This window comes from Aquimarina macrocephali JAMB N27 (assembly GCF_000520995.1).
Taxonomy (GTDB): Bacteria; Bacteroidota; Bacteroidia; order Flavobacteriales; family Flavobacteriaceae; genus Aquimarina; species Aquimarina macrocephali.
This window is the reverse complement of sequence record NZ_JACA01000044.1, coordinates 1-20,134: the sequence shown is the minus strand read 5'-3', so window position 1 is coordinate 20,134 and position 20,134 is coordinate 1. Positions and strand designations below refer to the sequence as shown.

The window sequence follows — 20,134 nt, the reverse complement described above, 5'->3', positions numbered from 1 at the left end:
CGCTTCATTAGAAGCAGGATTGAATATGAATATTATAATGGTGGTCATCTACGCAAGCATAGTAACCGGATTTTCAAGATACTGTTTTAATGTTTGTAAAAACTGAGCTCCTGTTGCTCCATCTACAGTTCTGTGGTCACAAGCTAAGGTCACTTTCATTGTATTACCAACTACAATTTGACCATCTTTAACAACTGGTTTTTCTACAATAGCACCAACTGAAAGTATAGATGAATTAGGTTGGTTAATAATTGAGGTAAATTCCTGAATTCCAAACATACCAAGATTGGATACCGTAAATGTACTACCGCTCATTTCTTGCGGAGTTAATTTTTTATTACGGGCTCTACCTGCTAAATCCTTAACCTTCGCTCCTATTTGAGTAAGAGACATATGATCTGTAAAAGGCAAAACAGGAACTACCAATCCATCTGGTACCGCTACAGCAACCCCAACACTAATATGTTTAGCATATCTAGTTGCTACGTCTGTCCACTGTGTATTAACCTGTGGGTGTTTACGAAGTGCCATTGCACATGCCTTAACCACCATATCATTAAAAGACACTTTGATATCTGGTAATTCATTAATCTTCTTACGTGAAGCCATTGCATTCCCCATGTTTACCTCGATAGTAAGATAGTAATGTGGTGCGTTAAATTTAGAAGCCGAAAGACTCTTAGCAATAGCTTTACGCATTTGTGAATTTTTCACTTCTTCGAAACTTTCTTCTCCTGCTGGAGTAAACGTTTGTGCTACAGGAGCAGAAGTTGTTTCTTTAGCTGGTTGCGAAGTACTAATGCCAGCTGCTGAAGAAGGTGTAAATGATTCTACGTCTTTCTTAACAACACGTCCGTTTTCACCTGTTCCTTTTACCAAAGAAAGGTCAATTCCTTTATCAGCTGCAATCTTCTTTGCCAACGGAGAAGCAAATATTCGTCCTCCTGACGAAGCACTTCCTCCTGAATTTGCAACTGTTGTTTCTATTTTTTCTTCTTTTGCAGGGGCAGTGTCTTTTGCTACAGTAGCTGTTGCTGGAACACCATCTTTAAGTCCGGATACATCTGTTCCTGCAGGGCCAATTATCGCCAGTAAAACATCCACCGGAGCTGTTTGCCCTTCTTCTATACCAATATGCAATAAGGTTCCGTTATAGAATGACTCAAACTCCATAGTAGCTTTATCTGTCTCTATTTCGGCAAGGATATCTCCTTCTTCAACAGTATCTCCTACTTTTTTCAACCAGGTAGCTACGGTTCCTTCTTCCATTGTATCACTAAGACGAGGCATAGTAATAATCTCTACGCCATCAGGAATTGTAGTCACTTGATTAGAAGCGGGAGCAGATTCTTCTACTTTTTCTTCTTTTACCGGTTCGGCATTTGGTGTAGTATTTCCATTTAATAAATCAGAAATATCTTCATTTTCTTCTCCGATAATAGCAAGCAATTGATCTACTGGAGCTGTCTCTCCTTCTTCAATCCCTACATGAAGTAGTGTTCCTTCATAGAAAGACTCAAACTCCATTGTCGCTTTATCTGTTTCTATTTCAGCAAGGATATCTCCTTCGCTAATTTTATCTCCTTTTTTAACAAGCCACTTCGCAACCACTCCTTCTTCCATGGTGTCGCTCAATCGCGGCATATTAATTACTGTAGCCATAATTTATTGTGGTTTGTGTGATAAAAATGGATAATTATCCTGTTCGTATACAACATCATACATCACATTCTTCTCAGGGAATGGTGATTCTTCAGCAAACTTTTGACATTCTGCAACTCTATCCTTTACTCGTTTGTCTATTGTTGCAATTTCTTCATCTGTAGCGTGCTTTTTCTCTTTTATAATATCCAAAATCTGAGTTATTGGGTCTATTTTTTGATATTCTGCTACTTCTTCCTTGGTACGATATTTTTGCGCATCACTCATAGAATGACCTCTATATCGATATGTTTTTAATTCTAAAAATGTTGGCCCACCACCTGTTCTTGCTCTCGTAATAGCCTCATCCATAGCCTCTGCTACTTTTATAGGATTCATTGCATCTACCGGACCAGAAGGCATTTCATATCCCTGTCCTAATTTCCAAATATCTGTATGATTTGCTGTTCTTTCTACAGATGTTCCCATAGCATACCCATTATTCTCTACACAAAACACTACAGGTAATTTCCATAGCATTGCCAGGTTAAAAGTTTCATGTAATGATCCTTGGCGAGCAGCTCCATCACCAAAAAACGTAAGCGTTACTGCATCTCTTTTATGATATTTATCTGCAAATGCCAAACCTGCTCCCAAAGGTATTTGTCCTCCAACAATCCCGTGTCCTCCATAAAATCGATGCTCTTTTGAGAAAATATGCATCGATCCTCCTAAACCTTGAGAAGTACCAGTAGCTTTACCATACAACTCTGCCATTACTCGTTTTGGATCAACCCCCATACCAATTGGCTGAACGTGATTACGATATGCTGTAATCATTTTATCTTTGGTAAGATCCATCGCATGTAAAGCTCCCGCCAAAATTGCTTCCTGACCATTGTATAAGTGTAAAAAACCTCTTACTTTTTGCTGAATATAAACTTGAGCTAACTTATCCTCGAATTTTCTCCAGAAAAGCATTTCTTCGTACCAATTTAGGTAAACATCTTTGGTTATCTTTTTCATTTAGTTGTACTGATGTGTATGTCTAAAAAAACTAGCTACAAAACTAGCCATTATTTATTTTTTTCTCTTATTTTTTAAGAGAACGAAAAACAAAAATAACATATTCGAAATTAAGGGGAAAGGAGTTTGCTGATAAAATCAACGAAAACGTTATAAATATGAATTATCAAAAATAAGCGGCAATATATTAGATAAAGAAGATGACTTAACTACTTTTCCTGTTTCTCCCATAAAATAAATAGCAATTGGTATATTTTGTTTCACCTCATATTCTGCTATTGCTTGTCTGCAGGCACCGCAAGGAGGTGTTGGAGTTAGTAATTGATATTTTAAAGATTTGGCAGAAAGCGCCATGGTAACAATAGGAACTTCTGGAAAATTAGCCCCAGCATAGTATATGGCTGTACGTTCTGCACACAATCCTGATGGATAACAAGCATTTTCCTGGTTATTTCCTAAAACCACCTCTCCATTCTCTAATAAAAGTGCTGCACCCACCAAAAACTCAGAGTAAGGGGCATATGCCTTATCTCTAATTGCAATCGACTGTTGCATCAATCTCTGAATATCTTCTGGCAATTCATCAAATGAATCATATACCTGTAAGACAGATTTTATCTCTATTTCTTTCATGTGTATATTATATTATTTTCTAACACCTCTTCATATCGTATTATTAATACTCATACAGCTTTCTTTTAAATACCCCAGAGTGCACATCGTATTCCTTCAGTTTTAACTACAAATAAAAGTATCACAATGTACTATAAACAAAAAAAGTATCAAACCCTTCGGCTCGATACTTTTTTTATATTATTATACTGTATTTTCTAGTCGTAATATTCGTCTCCAAAATTAAAGGAAAGACCAAAACGTAATGTTCCTTCAAGTGGACTTCTAACAGAAGAAGTAGAAAATAAATATGATATATCTAAGTTTACGATATTATATCTAAAACCAGCACCCAGTGATAAGAATTTACGTGCTCCTTTTTCTTCAGATTCATTGAAGTATCCAGCTCTAAATGCAAATACATCACGATACATATATTCTGCTCCTAGTGACCAGGTAATTTCTTTTAATTCTTCGCTAAACCCATCTGGCGCATCTCCCCAAGAAGAAAAGATAGATCCAAATGCGCTTTTACTATTATACTCATCGTTTGCAGCCTGCTGTTCTTCTGCAGTGATATCACCATCACCATTAGTATCCGGATCTAAAGGAGTAGGTACCAGCAATTTACTAAACTCTATTGAAGGAGTAATTCGATTATCTTCATTAAGGATAAAATCAAATGCAGCTCCTAATCTAAAATTAGTAGGTATAAAGTTTTCTTGACCTGCATCATCATATTTTATTTTTGGCCCTATATTAGAAATAGTAGCTCCTGCTCTCCATCTACCGTTAAAAGAATTAAAAGCAATTTCATCACTTCTATAAAAACCAGCGATATCTACACCAAAGCTTCCCGCTGCACTAGCATCTGCACCCAGACCTTGTAATCTAAGATCTGAACGTAAATAACGTCCTGCTACTGCCATAGAGATCCTATCACTCAGTTTTAATGCATATGAAACATCAAGAGTTAATTCATTTGGCTTTTGAACATTAGGCTCATCATTAGGCCCTTGTCTAAATTCTATATCCCCTAAGCTAAAATATCTAAAACTTGCTGCTACAGCACTTCGTTCATTAATACGGTTATAATAATTTACATTCCCCAAGAATATGTCATTAACCAGATTACTTAAGTAAGGAGTATAGTTAACCCCAACCCCTTGCTTATTTTTTATGAATGCATATTTAGCTGGATTCCATTGTTGTGAAAATGCATCTGGAGAAGTAGCAACCCCTTGGTCTGCTAAACCAGCCGCTCTTGCATCTGCAGCTATTAATAAAAATGGAGTAGCAGTTGTTATTGCTCTGTTTTGTTCCTGAGCCTGAGTTTTAAAAGTGAAAACTGTAACACACAATAGGCTAAGGGTTAATAATCTTTTCATATCCTTTAAAAATTGAGTTTGACAAATATATAGTTATTTAGTTAGTTAAGAATAGTGAGTTCTTAATTTTTTTAAGTTGATGGTTTATAAACGCTGATTTTAAGGATATCTTATATTTCATTTTAGTTTCCGTGATTAATTTTTATTAAAACACCTCAAATATACGTTCTCGACTCCCATTTAATCTTTTAAATTTCAAGTGATTGGCAATTTTACCTCTTCATAAGTTTGCCTACCACAATAAGTGAAAATAATGTTAAATAATTGCATTATTTAACGTTTTGTTAAGAATTATGTTTTTTGCAAAAAAATAAGCGCAATGTTTTTTTTTAATATTTTAAATTTCTTGTTTTTATTACATCACAAATAATAAACTCATGAATATTGCGTTAAACCAGAGTCGTTATAAATTCATAAAAAAATGTGAATTGATAATATTTTGAAAAAATTAGGGTAATTTTAACGTTTATTATTTATATTGCAAGCCCTAATTTCTACTTAAACGAACTTAAGATTATGAAAAACGCGTTTATTTTTAAGTCGCTAATGGCACTTTCCATTAGTGTTTTACTGTTTAGTTGTTCTAAGAACGATTATGGGAGCAGTTCTAGAGCCACAGGTTGGAAATACAATTCCAAAGATGGTGGATTTCAGGTACAGACAAATTACAAAGAGCAAGAGACTGGTCCTGGTCTAGTATTTATTGAAGGAGGTACATTTACTATGGGACGTGTACAGGATGATGTAATGCACGACTGGAACAACACTCCAACTCAACAACACGTTCAGTCCTTTTATATGGATGAAACCGAAGTTACCAATGTTATGTATTTGGAATACCTTGATTGGTTAAAAGGAGTATATCCTCCTACAGAACCAAAATATAGGAACATATATTATGGAGCTCTTCCTGATACTTTGGTATGGAGAAATCGACTTGGTTTTAATGAAATGATGACCAATAATTACTTACGTCACCCTGCGTATGCTAATTATCCTGTTGTAGGGGTAAATTGGATTCAAGCAATAGAATTCAGTAATTGGAGGACTAATCGCGTTAATGAAAGAATTCTTGAAGAAGAAGATGTAATTAAAAAGAATGCTCCTTTTGAAGATGTTTCTGCAGAAAGTACTTTTGACACAGACACATACTTAAACGCTCCTACTCAAACTTATGGAGGTAATGATGAAGCCATCAGAGGTGGTAGAGCATCAGAAAAATACGCAAAAACAAATGACTCTACTGGTCTATATATACAACGTAAAGACGGATTACTTTTACCCAAGTACAGACTTCCGACCGAAGCTGAATGGGAATATGCAGCTTTAGGTTTAGTAGAAATTAGAAGTTACAACATCTATAGAGGTAGAAAAAAATACCCATGGACTGGAAAATACACACGTTCTGGAAAAAGAAGAACTCGTGGAGATCAATTAGCTAACTTTAAGCAAGGTGATGGTGATTATGGTGGAATCGCTGGATGGAGTGATGATGGTGCAGATATTACTGCTCCTGTAAAATCTTACAACCCTAACGATTATGGTTTATATGATATGGCAGGAAATGTTGCAGAATGGGTAGCTGATGTATACAGACCTATTGTAGATGATGAATATAATGACTTCAACTACTATAGAGGGAACGTATATACCAAAAATGCTATCAATCCTGACGGAACTGTAAAAATTGTTATGACAGATTCTATAGTATATGATACACTTAGTAATGGAAAAATTATAGCTCGAGTATTACCTGGCGGAATTTTACAAGTTCCTATTGATGAACAGGAAACATATATGAGAACTAACTTTACAGATAGTGACAACAGAAACTATAGAGATGGTGATAAAAGTTCTTCTAGATACTATGAAGGATTTCAGGATCAAGCCACTCCTAACAGAAGAATGTATAACGCACCTATTCATTATGTAGGCCCTGATGCAGAAGATAGCACACAAATGGACAGAAGATATGATGAATCTAGTAAGAGAACTACTATCGTTGATGATGAAGTACGTGTATACAAAGGTGGTTCTTGGAAAGATAGAGCCTATTGGTTAGATCCGGCGCAAAGAAGATTTATGCCTCAAGATATGGCCACAGATTATATTGGTTTCAGAAATGCAATGTCTCGTGTTGGTACTAAAGCCAGAAAGAAAAAAACACCAAGGCACCAGAAGCCAAAAGGATAATAGTTTAGAATTTAATTAAAGTTCGTTATAAATACAAAAGCCCTGTACATATTTGTCAGGGCTTTTTAATATCATATAGTTAATGACCATCACCCAAATACATCAATTATTCTTAGCTAGCAGTGGCGTGTGTACAGATACTCGAAAAATTGAGCATAATGTTATCTTTTTTGCTTTAAAAGGAGAGAATTTTAATGGAAATACGTATGCGCAAAAAGCTCTGGAACACGGAGCAGCATATGCAATAATTGATGAAGTAGCATTTAAAACTACAGAAAAACATATTCTTGTGGATGATGTTCTAAAAACACTACAAAACTTAGCTTCGTTTCATCGTCAATACCTAAATATTCCTATCATTGCTTTAACAGGAAGTAATGGAAAAACTACTACAAAAGAATTAATCAACAGTGTTCTCTCGTCTTCTTTTAAGACAACCGCCACTAAGGGTAATCTAAATAATCATATAGGCGTTCCTCTTACGCTTTTATCAATGACCAAGGAAACTCAAATAGGAATTGTAGAAATGGGAGCCAATCACTTGGGGGAAATAGCATTTTTATGCTCTATTGCTACTCCAGATTATGGTTATATCACAAATATTGGCAAAGCTCACCTAGAAGGTTTTGGAAGCATTGAAGGTGTTTTAAAAGGAAAAACAGAGCTTTATGATTACTTAAAAAAACATGATAAACTAGTTTTTCTTAATCTTGAGGATAAAAAACTAGTGAATGCCTCTTCCGAAATAAGGACATATAGTTTTTCACAATCCAATACAAGTGATACTATTATTAAATTGACAGATACCAATCCTAATGTAATTATCTCTTTTCAAGGAGATACCATACACAGCAATCTAATAGGTCAGTACAACTTTACAAATATTGCTGCGGCTATAGCTATTGGATCCTATTTCAAAATTAGCTTAGATAAAATCAAAGGCGCAATAGAATCCTACACCCCTACAAATAATCGTTCGCAAATCATTAAAAAAGGAAACCATACAATTATTCTGGACGCTTATAATGCAAATCCAACAAGCATGGAAGCCGCCATCAATAATTTGGCTCAATTACAATACGATACTAAAATTGTCTTTTTGGGAGATATGTTTGAATTGGGTGATGATGCATCTCTAGAGCATCAAAAAATAGTCGATCGGATAAGTGATACAGAAACAAACGAAATATATTTAATCGGGAGTCATTTTTTTACCACTAAATGCACTAATCCGAATGTTCGAAAATTTAAATCTTATGAAGATCTTGAGACTAGTTGGAGTCTAAAAAATCAAAAAGATGTTATTCTTATCAAAGGATCACGAGGCATGAAGCTAGAAAGAATTCTGGATCTTCTCTAACTAAGCTATAGTATCGTTTCTTACAAATGCTTCAAGATTATCCAAAGATGCCTTCATAGACTTCTTAATGGCTTTTTTTATCAGAAGAAACAACATAAGCTTATGTACTATTGATTTTGCTTTAGGATAGACCTCTACAGTAAGTAAGCATTTATTACCAGGTAATGGTTTTATAATAAAAAACTGATACAGTGCATGCAAAGGAACATCCGTAGTACGTTCTCCGTACACAATCTCATCAAGGCTAGCTTTTTTGGTCACTGTTGTAAAATTGAGTCGTTTTCCATCAATTACACAGACATGTTCGGTACCTAATCGAGTAACTTCCCCTGGGTTGTACTCGAATTTATCAACTCCCTTTGCCCAATAATGTCTATAACTATAATTAGTAATATATTCTAATAATTGTGCTGCAGGAATTTCAAACTCTCTCTTTAAAACTATAGATGGAGAATATTGAAAATCTACCACTTCTGGAATAGCAAAAGGAGTAAGTTTTAACTTATTTTTATTTATTTCAGAAAACAAATAAATAATCTCCTTAGTATCATAAGTATCTTTACTCTCTCTAAAATGATATAATTTACTCTTATAATCAACAGAAAGTCCAATAGTTTTTGATACTTCTTCACTTAATAAAGCATAGTTATCACTTACAATAGAATTTTTAAGCAACCTATGAGCCTCAATAACTACCTGACCAAAAGGCTTGCGCTTTTCTTGAACCGTAATAAACTGTAATTCCCCACAATGCACTACTATTTTTAATTGTAAATTAGGTGCTGTAGCACATGCATTACAAGGGCAAACACGATTTTTCTCTAAAAGCTTAAGATGGCTATAAAATGCAGTAAACATTGTTTCTACCTGCGCCAGTAGCTTTTCTTGTGATGGGATTTCATTTTCTTTATAAAAAAACAATGCATCCCCTTCTACTTCCGCTAATTTCAAATCTTGTGTATTGGCATTAATCAAAACCTCTAACAACTCAGAAATCACGTGTTGACTATGTTCTACCTCGGTATTCTGAACAAAGTGCGTGAAACCCGAAATATCTGGTATAAAGAGTAATGATTTTGCCATCTGAAAATATACTATTTGTTTTGACTAAAATGATAAAAAGCATAATCCTTGTATACTTTTCGAATCATAGACTAACTATTTCTATGTATAGGTAGTAGGTATTTTTCTTTATACCTAACAATATACAAATCCTTATTGATCATCAACGTGTCAATAAATCTATTTAACTCTTCATTACTATTTTATGGTTTGATCATTTTTAGCTTATTCACTTTAGAATTCTTCTTGGTGTCAAAAAAAGCAATCCATAAATAACTAACCCTGCATAGGTTATAATTCTTTATTAGAAATGTCATTTATAAATCAGTCTTTTTGTATAAATACATCCACTCATAAATACTGATATCAAAGGGGTCATAAGCGCTGTTTCCACTACCTTTCCCTGTATTATCATAAGTTCTCGACCAAGAGTCATGACCGATACCAGAGTATATGGTTATCTTGGCTTTTGTTGTTGGGTTTTCTGCATTAATTGCATTAACCATTGAAATCGATTTATCATGTGAAATAATCCTATCTGCATCCCCATGAAATGCCCAAACAGGAATATTAGTAAATTGATTTCCTGTTGACACATCTCCCCATCCTGCGATAGGAATTATGGCCGCTACATATGATTTATTGCCTTTTGAAGAAACATAATCATAACAACCTTTCCCTCCCATACTAAACCCTGTCATATATATTCGTTGCGTATCTATCTTTAGGTTATCAATCAAAAAGGTAATAAAATTGTGCAAGTTTTCCGTATTCCAAATAGATGGAGATTGGGGCGATACAACAATCATAGGATGTTTGGGATTCCATTGATTTTTATGTATTAATGACGGAAGGCCATCAAATAAAATAGAATTTAAATCATTTGGGTTTACAGAGCTATCTCCTCTTGCTCCACCTCCATGTAAGTGGATCAATAAAGGGTATTTTTCTGTATTGGCGATATTATATTGAGAAGGAACATATGCATAGAATCCATATTGAGATTTTGTAGATCCTCTTGGATACGCCATCTGCACACCTGACGAGATTGTATTTAACTCAACAAGATCATTTGCATTTATACCTATAACACCATCACTTGAGCTACAATTGGTAAGTAATTGAATAGTTAAGAAAAACAAGTAGCTCTTTTTTTTAATAATAGAATATGCCATACTGATCTATATTATAAAAAAACCATGATCATTTTTGAGAAAAGAATGTCTCAAAACATCCTCTATCTGCCATAGTTACAAAACATTGAGTATTATTTTTCCCTCCAAAAGCAATATTAGTTGGTTTTTTTCCTTTTAGCTGTACTTCTCTTAGTTCTTTACCTTCAGGTGATAATACTAATACAGTTCCTTTATCACATCTACACACATATAAATTCCCTTTAGCGTCACATCTCATACCATCTAAGCCAAAATCTTTGAATGTTTTGAATATTCTTTTATTAACGGGTTGGCCGTTATCCATTATATCATAAACCCAAATGTTTCGTTGTATAGATTCATTAACATACAATTTCTTCCCATCGGGACTAACTTCTATACCATTAGTTGTTCCCATATTTTTTTCTACCAAAACAAGCTTTCGATTAGAAGTCATCCACAAATTACCTGTTCCATTTTTCCAGTTAGGATCACTTGCATACAATGTTCTATTAGAAGAAATAGCAATATCATTTGGTTGGTTCATTGTAGAGTCATGAGCAAAAACAACAACTTCTTTTGATCCATTTTTCAAAAACAGTATGTTATGATTTGTATAATCTGCTATATACATATTATCAGATGCATCAAAACGAATTCCGTTCCCAACACTACCCGTTGGTAATTTTACAAATAAGGAACTTTCTCCTATACTATTAACAATACCTATTGTGCCTTCTTCTTTAAAATTGACTGCATATAGATTCCCTTTACTATCTACTGCCGGACCTTCTATACCTTTTGTAAACTCATATTCTTTAGTAAAATCGTTACCATTATCAATAGGTTTCTCTTTATTACATGAGCAAAAAACCATGACTCCAAAAAACATTACCGCGAAAATTATAGTATTTTTCAATATGTTAAGGTTTTACATTTTTAATTTCTAAACTTGAGATTAGTTTTTTAATTGCTGGTATTATTACTAGTTCTGTGTCAGCAATTGGTTTACTAAGAAAATCAATAATGCCTATTGATTTTTGATGCTCAGTTTTGTTTATACTTCCTCTTGCTATTCCTTTTTTTAGAATAGATGATAGTTCTGCTAATTTTGAAGATAGAGGTTCTAATTTTGCTAAGGTTGGATTATTATTTATTTCACTGAAATCAATATGATTTGTCATCCATTTGTCAAGCATCGATACAACCTCCTTTTTATCAACATCTCTGCTAGATTTTAAATATTTTTTTACACTTTTATTAAATAGTATAGCATCAATAGCATCTGTATTACATGCATCGACAAATTGCGTAAATGGTGAATACGATTTATACTGGATTCCTCCTTTATTTCTTTGGTATGCTTTTAATGGTTCACAAATTTTTGTGAGATTAATCAATGATTTTAAATCTTGATTATTACTAATGTTCCTTAAAATCACATTTCTATTTCTGATATGAGAAATACCTAATTCTTCTAATCTATAATTAACATTCTCTAATCTTTTAAGCATATTATCCGCATCATTAACCTCACTAGATGACCATAGTTTTTCTGCAATTGCAGCTGTTCTAGGCCAAATTCTAGAATCTATAGAAACAGGGGTAACTAATTCTCCCCACATTGTTGCTTCTCCTCCCAAAATATTTTTTAGTTGTTCTTCTGTTAAACCATGATCTTTTGAAATTGGTTCATTTGCATAATGATGTCTAATAGATTTTAGTAAATCTATATAATACCCTTTGGATAACACCGTTTTATAGCCTTGTTTGGCTGCCTTTAACATTGCTTCTTTGCCTCTCCAGGAATGTATAACAACATCTTTAGGTAAGGTTGGTTGCAAAATTTCGTCCCATCCCATCATGATTTTTCCTTGTTCTTTTAATATTTTTTGAATTTTAATATTAAAATACGCTTGTAACTCATGGTTATCTTTTATATTATTTTTCTTCTTAAATTCTTGAATTTTATCGTTTTCATCCCAATGTTTACCTTCATTTTCATCACCTCCAATATGAAAATACTTATCAGGAAAAAGTGGAGCAATTTCTGAAAACACGTCAGTAATAATTTCGTAGGTAACTTCTTTTGTAGGATCCAAAGTAGGGTTAAAAATACCTGCATGTCTTTCTATTTTATAGGTGGTATCCTTACTTGCCATTTCTGGATATGCTACTAACCAAGAAGTTGCATGGCCTGGTATATCAAATTCGGGGACAACTCTAATTCCTAAATTGGATGCATATTCTACTAATTCTTTTATTTGCTCATGAGTATAGTATTGTCCATCTGATGCCAATTGATGAAATTTAGGCCTTGATTTCACCTCTACTCTAAACCCTTGATCTTCGGTTAAGTGCCAATGAAAAACATTCATTTTCACAGCAGCCATGGCATCTAAATTATTTTTTAACACCTCTAGTGGTTCGTAATGCCTAGCGACATCTATCATTAAACCTCTCCAGGGAAATCTGGGAGCATCTTTAATATCAACTCCATGAAAAAAATATTTGGTTTTAGTGTGAGCATTAAGCTGTAATAAGGTTTCCAATCCTCTTATTACACCTATATCTGTTATAGCTGTTAAGGTTACTTTGTTATTTAATATTGAAAGTTCATACGATTCGTCTTCATTTAATTCTAATTTACCTTCTCTTTTATAATCTATAAATAAAGATGGAGTCTTTATTTCAGAAGTTGTTGTCGCAAACCCTTCTTCAATGAATACTCCTGTTCTACCAGATAATCTTCTTAGAAACTTTGTTGTTGTGTTAACTATTTTAGAATTAATATCATCTTTATTTATTGCAATCGTAAAATCTTCTTTAATGATAAATTTTTGACCGTTCTCTTTAATTGTTTTTGGCCAAGGCATTAAATCATATTTTTCTGACAGTTCAGCTTGAGCGTTAGTGTGGAAACATGATGCTATAAAAACAAAAATTAATATAATTTTTTTAATATTTTTCATAACTAGTATTGCATTTTACTTCAAATTTCTGTGATTTGGTGATTAAATAGTGAAAACGATAATCCTTTCTATATTCATTAAAAGCATGAATTACCAGACTAAGTTTATTGCATGTATATCGTAATTTTTTATATCATTATTCTTATACAAAATTTGCAATAATCATGGCTACAAAAAACACTTTTCTATTTTCTGAAATTAATTCTGAAAAATAGCCATTCTTAAAAACTTAATCTGGCATTCATTTATACTCTATTACAAATAGTGAATTAATTTACATCCCACCAAAGAGCTGTAGACATTACATCAGGACCTTGAGCATTAATTGCTTCTTGTACATTAACACTATTAGAGGTTGATTCTGTACTAGAGTATCGTAATCTTCTAGGAACGCTACCATTATTAGGTTGGCTTACCCAAAAATTAACATTATCGGTTATTTGTGGTATTAAATCTACTCTTCTTACCAATGCCCAACTTTCATATCCGTTTGTTAAAGATGCTAACCATCTTTGGTTATAAACCTGATTAAGCTGATCTTGAGTAGGGCCGCTTAATGTAGCAATGGCTTCATTTGTTATAAAATCACCAGCATTTTGACCTCCCCAAAAATTAATATTAGCCAATATCCCGCTTTGGTATAAACTATTAGCATCTCCTCCATACCCTAACAATGCAGCTTCTGCTTGTAAAAAATAGGACTCCGCTGCTGTTAATACCATTACAGGTACTTGATCACTAATATCAGAAAAAGATGTTCCTACTATTTTTGGTCCAGGTTTAGACATATCCTCCCAGGCTGGGGAAACTCTCACATTAGGCATACCTCCGACATACCCTCCGTTTTCTGCTTCTGTTGCAATTTCTGGTAATCTTGGATCATTATTATCTTGCATAAGATTTACAAGTCTATCTGTTAAAATCCATTTAGAGCCTGTAACTCCATTACCTCCTTCACCAGTTCCAAATCCCCAAAAAACATCTTCAAAACCACCGTCTAGATTACCATTAACCAAAGGGTCACGAGATCTAATTAGTGTAGCCTCATTAGTTTCATCTATTAGAGGATTTAATAAACAATCTGCTATGACACTATCAATAAAAGCACCATCACCATCTGCTGTAAATGCATCTCTACTTCGTAATGCCATGCGCAATCGCACTGTATTTGCCAAAGTTTTCCACTTTTGAGGATCTCCTCCATATATAAAATCCCCTGTATCGCCACTAATAGTTGTTGTTGAGTTTCCTATAACATCCATTTGTGCCTTTAAATCTTCTAAAATGCTTCTATAAATAACTTTTTGTGTGTCATATTTTGGTGGCTTTACCTCGAACTCTGGTAGTATAACCTCGGCATAAGGGACATTCCCAAATATATCAGTCATTTTTTGATAAAAAAGAGACATCATAATTTTAGTCACAGCTTGACCATTGGTATCCTCTAATTCGCCAAATTTGATTAATAAATTACGTAGATTCAAACTACTCTTTGTAAATGATTTATCAAATACAGCATTGGTCCAACCTTGATCATTATCATATATATCACCACCAGCCCACCAGCTTCCTGCAACACTTGTTGAGAATTGATGAGAAAATTGTGATGAATATAATAAATTACCTCTCCATGCTACAAATCTAGGCTCTGCAAAAGTAAAATATTGCACTCCTCCCATAATGTTATCTGCTCCACTCTCTTCGGGTAAATTAGGGTTGATATTTATTTCTTCAAAGTCTTTAGTACATGAAGACGTTAAGAAACCAAACATTAATACAATAGTGAAAAATTGTCTTTTAATGTTTGAATAATTTTTATTATTAATATTTTTCATAATATTTTAAATTATTTAGTATTAAAATGACAAGTTTAACTTTACACCATGGCTAGAAGTAGAAGGGAAATCATAAATTTCAATTCCTTGGATAGAGGTATTAAAACCAACTTCTGGATCAAAATTTTGTGTATTCTTATGAAGAATTGCTAAGTTTCTACCAATATAGCTTATAGACATATTTGCAATCGAAAATCTGTCTAAAATACTAGAAGGGAAATTATACGTTAACGATACTTGTCTTAGTTTAACATAACTACCATCAGAAATCCAGTTTTCAGAGATATTACCTAATCTTTGATAATATGTTGCCGGATCAACTCCCCTAGCAGCAACACTTGGAGATAATGTACCATCTACAACGGCATCAGTTGGTACCATAATACCATTACCTCCTGTATAAAATTCTCTTCCTTCTAAGGTTCTAATATCGTTACCATTTGTACTGGCTACAAAATCAGTAAATGAGAAAACATCTCCTCCTGATTTAATATCAATCAAAAATCCAAGTTCTATGTTTTTATATGAAAATGAATTATTAATTCCTAGTAAGAAATCTGGAGTAACATTTCCTATGATTTTATTTTCTCCAACAACTGGCAAACCATCACTATCATAAATCACACGTCCCTGATCATCCCGAGAAAATGATGGACCAACCAAATCTCCATACACATTCCCTTCGGTGGCAGTTAATTGTATAACATCATTAAATTGTCTTGCTATAATAGCAGTGGGTAGTTCATCTACAAGCTTTTCTATTCTATTTTCATTTTTACTAAAATTAAAAGCTGTATTCCATTCAAAATTTGTCAATTTTATAGGGGTTGCTGTTAAAGCGATCTCTACTCCTTTATTAGAAACCAAACCTGCATTAATTATTTTGCTCTGCGCTCCTGTAGTAGAGGGTAATGAGATTGATAATATCTGGTTTTTTGTCTCCTTATTATAGTATGTAACATCTAATCCTAATCGATTATTAAATAGTTTAACATCCATACCCAACTCATATTCTGATGATAATTCGGCTTTTAGATCTTTATTAGGTATTACAGTTCCTGGAGCAGCTCCTTCCTCTGCTTGTCCCTGTGTTAAATTAGGGTCTCCAAAATAGAATAATGTAAGCCCATTATACGGAGCAGAAGATACATTGTATACTGGAGCCAATCTGTAAGGCAGTGTTGCATTTCCAGTTTTTGCCCAACTTGCTCTAAGTTTTATAAGATTAACTTTATCACTATCAATACCAAAAATATCATGCAATAGAAAACTCGTTCCTACAGAGGGGTAAAAAAATGAAAAACTATCCACTGGTAATGTAGAACTCCAATCATTTCTTCCTGTTACTTCAACAAATGCAAAATCATTAAATCCAAATTGGACCGAACCAAATAAAGATTGAGATTTAAGATTACTTAATCTTGTACTAGCTCCTTTAGTTCCAAAATTATTTACTGAAAAAAGTGAAGGATCTAATAAATCTGATGCTTGCACAGTTGTAGATTTTGCTCTGTTCTCAAAACCACTGTATCCTAAAGTTGAGCTTACAGATATTTTTTCTGTTAAATAACCATTATATGATAATAAGAAATCATAATTTGATGTGGTAGTTTGCTGTGTGATTTCTACTAATTGCCCTGAAGGTGCATTATCAAAAACCCCTCGGCCTTTGAATATAGAAGCTGCATAATTACTTTGATCCTGAGAATATCTAGCAGTAGCAGATAAATCATCGGTAAGTTTATATGTTGCACTTATTAATCCTGTATATCTGTTTTTGGTATCTTCATTCAACTTAGTGTTGATTGCATAGTAAGGATTCATTGTAAATGAAGATCCTCCAAAATTATTTGGTGTACCATCAGGATTAACATAATTGGCTTCTAAATCTGCATTAGAAATGTTTCTAGGTTTTAAAATCAAGCTTCGAACTGTATTTGCCTGTCCATCTGTTATATCAGCTCTATTAATTGCTGTATTTTTTACATACGCAATTTTAGCTTGTACTTTTAATTTATCTGTCACATTGGTATTTGTATTTAATGACAAAGATTGACGTTTATAATCACTACCTGATAAAACAGGCTTATTAAATAAATTAGAATAAGACAATCTATAATCTATAATTTCAGACCCTCCAGATAAGCCTACAGAATTTATCATGGTTAAACCTGTTCCATAAAAATCTTTAAAATCACCAGGATTACCACTGTAAGGAGCTGTACCTACACCATCAAATCGTGTTTGCTGACTACCATCTAGTGCAGGTCCCCAACTACCAGGTCTGGTAATATCATGAACCAACTGCCCTGTAGCAGCATCAAAACGACCTTGTCCATAGCTATTCTGTAGTTTAGGAGCAACTAATACATTATCAAAAGTCACCGAAGAAGATAAGTCAACTTTAACTCTGCCTGCTTTACCTTTCTTTGTTGTAATTACAATAACCCCTGCGGCACCTCTGTATCCATAAAGAGCAGTGGCATTCCCTCCTTTCAAAATGTTAATACTTTCAACATCATCAGAATTTATATCGGATAATGCGTTTCCATAATCCAGGCCTCCAGAAAAACTTCCTTCTCCTAAACTACCTCCATCCAAAATAACACCATCTACAACAATCAATGCCGAATTTTGCCCTGGCACTAATGAAGTAACACCTCTAACGGTAACCGACGCAGATCCTCCTATACCTGTTCCATTTTGATTAACCTGAACTCCAGTTACTCTACCAGCAAGATTATTAACTACATTAACATTTCTAACTTTTGTTAATTCTTCGCCTTCTACCGTTTGTATTGAGTATCCTAATTTTTTAGCCTCCCTTTTAATTCCTAAAGCAGTTACTACTACTTCTTCTAAACTTGCAGTGTCATCCTCCATAACGACATCAATAGTCGATGAATCTCCTACTGCAATTGAAACTGTTTTCATCCCTATAAATGAGAAATCTAACACATCTCCTATTGAGGCTTTTATAGTATACCTTCCATCAAAATCTGTTTGTACCCCTCTAGTTGTACCTGATATAATTATATTTACACCTGTTAATGGAACTCCTTGTTGATCTTTTACAGTACCATTGACTTCTTTTTCTTGTTTTGTTTCCTTAACTGGTTCTGGGATTAACTTTTTAACAGTCTTACTGTTTAGTTTATTTTTGACTAAAATAATTTGTCGATCTATAACTTTATATGTTACTCCTTGGCTATCAAATAATTGATCCAATATCTTATAGATTCGTTTATTTTTCATTTTTATTGAAACCAAACGATTTTGGTCTATCACATTTTCATTTGCCAAAAATTTAAACTCAGATAACGATTCTATAGTCTCTAATACCTGTATAACTTTTACAGATTCTAAATTAATAGTAATCTTAGTATTTTGAGAATATGATTCTGCCTGAATTTTAAAGAGAGAAATGAATGTTAATAACAGTGTTAGTTTCATTTTTAAATTCAATTTAGGGGGCGTATATAAACATGCCCCTGAGGTAAAGAATTTTTTCATATTTTTGTGATGATTTAGTTAATAATAAAGATTCATGTCGAAATGATTCATATTGATTAAATCGTATTCTATAATCGGGAAATATGTCACTATTTCTCGATTTTTTTTGCAATACGTTTTTTATTCTATAAATTATATTAAAAGTTTATATCATAGGCATTAATTTGGTTTATTGGTTTATTGGTTAATAAATTTATCGTCTATTTATTGTTATTCTATTTTTTTCAATTGTAAAAGAAAAATCTTCACTACTCTGAAAAGATATTAGTATTTGTTCTATAGTTTCTGTATCAAATTTTGCTAAAAAACGTTTTTCATTTAAGGAGCTATAATTATTTGTAATAACGACATCATAATTTCTTTCTAATATTTTAATAATTTCAGAAAATGGTTTCATTTTAAATAACAACTCTCCTTTAGTCCAAGCTGTGTACTCACTAACATCAACCTCTTTTACATCAATACTCTCTTCAGATTTATCCCAAGTAAATTTATAACCTGGCTGTAATACAGTAGAAGTATTTGTATCAAATTTCTCATCTACTTTATAAAGTCCAACTGATCCTTCTACCAAAACAGTATTCATTTCATTATCTTCTCTATAAGAATTAACATTAAATTTAGTCCCCAAAGCTTGAATATTTACATCTTGGGTATTTACAATAAAGGGATGTAGTTTATCTGTTGCTATTACAAAATATGCTTCACCGCTTAAAAATACTTTTCGATCTTTGCCTTTTAAAAACTTCACTGGATATTTTAATGTACTGCCAGCATTTAAATGAACCATGGTCCCATCGGATAAAACAAGTTGCAGTTTTTTACCATAAGGGATAGATAGCTCATTATATACAAGCTCTTTATCATTTACTTTAGTATTCTTATATTCGAGTTTATCATCGTGATATACACCTACTATTGTTCCTTCCTCATTTATTATTCTTTCATTGTTATTCTCTCGAATAATTTTAACATCCCCATTTTCTAATTTTAAAGTAATCTCATTATCCTCAGTAACCACCTTATTATGGGTACTTAAGACATACAAACTACTAAGCCCAATCACACCGACAAAAATAGCAGCCCATTTATACCACTTTTTATAACTATTCTTTTGTTTACTAATGGATTTCATCAATGTCATATATTCACTTTCAACATCTACATCTTGTAACGCATAATTTAAATCATAATATTGCAGTATATGTGCTTTAAAAGTTTCTTTATTTTCATCTTTTCTTAACCAATCGGATAAATCCATCATTTCGGATGAGCTAATTGTATTGGTCAAATATTTTTCAATTAATTTTTTCAAGTTTCTGCTTTTTTTTCAACACTAACTACTATTCTTTATTGATTAAACGTATGGTCTACCAAA

General features: G+C 33.1%; 13 protein-coding genes. 2 read left to right on the top strand and 11 right to left on the bottom strand.

What is annotated here, in order from left to right; all coding sequences use genetic code 11:
- Nucleotides 1-48: 48 nt before the first annotated feature.
- The 4 genes from Z054_RS0121175 to porV all read right to left on the bottom strand — a co-directional run bounded on the left by Z054_RS0121175 (nt 49) and on the right by porV (nt 4,667).
- A complete protein-coding gene (locus Z054_RS0121175) occupies nt 49-1,662 on the bottom strand; it encodes a pyruvate dehydrogenase complex dihydrolipoamide acetyltransferase (protein ID WP_024772034.1) in 1,614 nt (537 codons plus the stop codon).
- 3 nt (nt 1,663-1,665) lie between these two features.
- A complete protein-coding gene (gene pdhA / locus Z054_RS0121170; protein ID WP_024772033.1) occupies nt 1,666-2,667 on the bottom strand; it encodes a pyruvate dehydrogenase (acetyl-transferring) E1 component subunit alpha in 1,002 nt (333 codons plus the stop codon).
- A 150-nt stretch (nt 2,668-2,817) separates the two neighbouring features.
- Nucleotides 2,818-3,300 carry a cytidine deaminase gene (locus Z054_RS0121165; RefSeq protein ID WP_024772032.1) on the bottom strand — a complete coding sequence of 161 codons (483 nt, stop codon included), beginning with the start codon at nt 3,298-3,300 and terminating at the stop codon, nt 2,818-2,820.
- A gap of 197 nt (nt 3,301-3,497) precedes the next feature.
- On the bottom strand, nt 3,498-4,667 hold the full coding sequence (porV, locus tag Z054_RS0121160) for a type IX secretion system outer membrane channel protein PorV (protein WP_024772031.1): 1,170 nt from the start codon (nt 4,665-4,667) through the stop codon (nt 3,498-3,500).
- Nucleotides 4,668-5,183: 516 nt separating this feature from the next.
- Between porV and gldJ the strand changes: the two genes are divergently transcribed.
- Nucleotides 5,184-6,860, top strand: coding sequence for a gliding motility lipoprotein GldJ (gldJ, locus tag Z054_RS0121155; RefSeq protein ID WP_024772030.1), 1,677 nt, complete (start codon nt 5,184-5,186; stop codon nt 6,858-6,860).
- Between the two features lie 82 nt (nt 6,861-6,942).
- Nucleotides 6,943-8,220, top strand: coding sequence for a UDP-N-acetylmuramoyl-tripeptide--D-alanyl-D-alanine ligase (locus Z054_RS0121150; RefSeq protein WP_024772029.1), 1,278 nt, complete (start codon nt 6,943-6,945; stop codon nt 8,218-8,220).
- On the opposite strand, the gene Z054_RS0121145 is transcribed toward Z054_RS0121150, so the two are convergent.
- The 7 genes from Z054_RS0121145 to Z054_RS0121115 all read right to left on the bottom strand — a co-directional run bounded on the left by Z054_RS0121145 (nt 8,221) and on the right by Z054_RS0121115 (nt 20,071).
- On the bottom strand, nt 8,221-9,303 hold the full coding sequence (locus Z054_RS0121145; protein ID WP_024772028.1) for a DUF2652 domain-containing protein: 1,083 nt from the start codon (nt 9,301-9,303) through the stop codon (nt 8,221-8,223).
- Between the two features lie 296 nt (nt 9,304-9,599).
- Nucleotides 9,600-10,457, bottom strand: a complete 858-nt coding sequence (locus Z054_RS0121140) for a carboxylesterase family protein (RefSeq protein WP_024772027.1) — start codon at nt 10,455-10,457, stop codon at nt 9,600-9,602.
- 28 nt (nt 10,458-10,485) lie between these two features.
- Complete coding sequence (locus tag Z054_RS0121135; protein WP_024772026.1) at nt 10,486-11,355, bottom strand: SMP-30/gluconolactonase/LRE family protein; 870 nt, start codon at nt 11,353-11,355, stop codon at nt 10,486-10,488.
- 4 nt (nt 11,356-11,359) lie between these two features.
- The gene (locus Z054_RS0121130; RefSeq protein WP_035093004.1) at nt 11,360-13,408 is read right to left on the bottom strand and encodes a beta-N-acetylhexosaminidase; all 2,049 of its coding nucleotides are present in this window, start codon (nt 13,406-13,408) and stop codon (nt 11,360-11,362) included.
- A 269-nt stretch (nt 13,409-13,677) separates the two neighbouring features.
- Complete coding sequence (locus Z054_RS0121125; protein WP_024772024.1) at nt 13,678-15,243, bottom strand: SusD/RagB family nutrient-binding outer membrane lipoprotein; 1,566 nt, start codon at nt 15,241-15,243, stop codon at nt 13,678-13,680.
- A gap of 21 nt (nt 15,244-15,264) precedes the next feature.
- Nucleotides 15,265-18,696 carry a SusC/RagA family TonB-linked outer membrane protein gene (locus Z054_RS0121120; protein ID WP_161635321.1) on the bottom strand — a complete coding sequence of 1,144 codons (3,432 nt, stop codon included), beginning with the start codon at nt 18,694-18,696 and terminating at the stop codon, nt 15,265-15,267.
- A gap of 253 nt (nt 18,697-18,949) precedes the next feature.
- Nucleotides 18,950-20,071 (bottom strand): FecR family protein, encoded by a 1,122-nt coding sequence (locus Z054_RS0121115; RefSeq protein WP_035093001.1) that lies wholly within the window; start codon nt 20,069-20,071, stop codon nt 18,950-18,952.
- Nucleotides 20,072-20,134: the final 63 nt, after the last annotated feature.

Coding starts and splice junctions, on each gene's coding strand:
- Z054_RS0121175 (WP_024772034.1), bottom strand. CDS start 1,662: ATGGCTACAGTAATTAATATGCCGCGATTGAGCGACACCATGGAAGAA.
- pdhA (WP_024772033.1), bottom strand. CDS start 2,667: ATGAAAAAGATAACCAAAGATGTTTACCTAAATTGGTACGAAGAAATG.
- Z054_RS0121165 (WP_024772032.1), bottom strand. CDS start 3,300: ATGAAAGAAATAGAGATAAAATCTGTCTTACAGGTATATGATTCATTT.
- porV (WP_024772031.1), bottom strand. CDS start 4,667: ATGAAAAGATTATTAACCCTTAGCCTATTGTGTGTTACAGTTTTCACT.
- gldJ (WP_024772030.1), top strand. CDS start 5,184: ATGAAAAACGCGTTTATTTTTAAGTCGCTAATGGCACTTTCCATTAGT.
- Z054_RS0121150 (WP_024772029.1), top strand. CDS start 6,943: ATGACCATCACCCAAATACATCAATTATTCTTAGCTAGCAGTGGCGTG.
- Z054_RS0121145 (WP_024772028.1), bottom strand. CDS start 9,303: ATGGCAAAATCATTACTCTTTATACCAGATATTTCGGGTTTCACGCAC.
- Z054_RS0121140 (WP_024772027.1), bottom strand. CDS start 10,457: ATGGCATATTCTATTATTAAAAAAAAGAGCTACTTGTTTTTCTTAACT.
- Z054_RS0121130 (WP_035093004.1), bottom strand. CDS start 13,408: ATGAAAAATATTAAAAAAATTATATTAATTTTTGTTTTTATAGCATCA.
- Z054_RS0121125 (WP_024772024.1), bottom strand. CDS start 15,243: ATGAAAAATATTAATAATAAAAATTATTCAAACATTAAAAGACAATTT.
- Z054_RS0121120 (WP_161635321.1), bottom strand. CDS start 18,696: ATGAAACTAACACTGTTATTAACATTCATTTCTCTCTTTAAAATTCAG.